General features: G+C 45.7%; 2 pseudogenes. Both read left to right on the top strand.

Going from position 1 to position 1,100, the window contains the following annotated elements:
• Positions 1–444: pseudogene (locus GMD1S_RS10415) on the top strand (galactokinase); the annotation flags it as partial.
• 18 nt (positions 445–462) lie between these two features.
• Positions 463–1,100, top strand: a pseudogene (locus GMD1S_RS10410) (UDP-glucose--hexose-1-phosphate uridylyltransferase); the annotation flags it as partial.

Raw genomic sequence — 1,100 nt, 5'->3', positions numbered from 1 at the left:
TTGGATATTCAGACCTTGGGTGAATTGGATGAGTGGGCCTTTGACCAATACAGCTATCTGATTAAAGATGAAAATCGCTTAAAACGTGCTCGCCATGCTGTGCTTGAAAACCAACGTACCCTCAAAGCACAAGCAGCTCTTCAAGCAGGTGATTTGGAAACATTTGGTCGCTTGATGAATGCATCTCACGTTTCTCTAGAACATGACTATGAAGTAACTGGCTTGGAATTGGATACTCTTGTTCACACAGCTTGGGCTCAGGAAGGTGTTCTTGGTGCTCGTATGACAGGGGCAGGATTTGGCGGATGTGCCATTGCCTTGGTGCGAAAAGACGCTGTTGAGTCCTTTAAGGAAGCTGTAGGCAAGCACTACGAGGAAGTCGTTGGATATGCTCCTAGCTTCTATATCGCTGAAGTTGCAGGTGGCACTCGCGTCCTTGACTAGTTAAAAGGAGGCTTTATAGTGACCTTAGTAGATAAATTTGTAACACATGTTATTGCTGAAAGTTCATTTGAGGAAATGGATCGAATCTACCTAACCAATCGTGTTTTGGCGCGAGTGGGTGAAGGTGTTTTGGAAGTTGAGACTGATCTAGATAAATTGATTGACCTCAAGGACCAGCTGGTCGAGGAAGCGGTTCGATTAGAGACGATTGAGGATAATCAGGCTGCGCGTGAAATCCTCGGTTCTGAACTGATGGACTTGGTAACTCCTTGTCCAAGTCAGGTTAATCGTGACTTTTGGACAACCTATGCTCACTCTCCTGAGCAGGCGATAGGGGATTTTTACCAGCTCAGCCAGAAAAATGACTACATCAAGCTCAAGGCTATTTCTAAGAATATTGCTTATCGTGTTCCATCTGACTACGGAGAACTTGAGATCACCATCAACCTCTCTAAGCCTGAAAAGGATCCGAAAGAGATTGCAGCAGCCAAGTTGGTGCAAGCTAGCAATTATCCTCAGTGTCAGCTTTGTCTAGAGAATGAAGGCTACCATGGTCGAGTCAACCACCCAGCTCGCAGCAATCACCGCATTATCCGTTTCGAAATGGCGGGTCAGGAGTGGGGCTTCCAGTATTCGCCCTATGCTTATTTTAATGA

The organism is Streptococcus sp. GMD1S (assembly GCF_000296875.1).
Taxonomy (GTDB): domain Bacteria; phylum Bacillota; class Bacilli; order Lactobacillales; family Streptococcaceae; genus Streptococcus.
The sequence above is the reverse complement of the archived record's forward strand: the minus strand, read 5'-3'. Positions and strand labels throughout refer to the sequence as shown.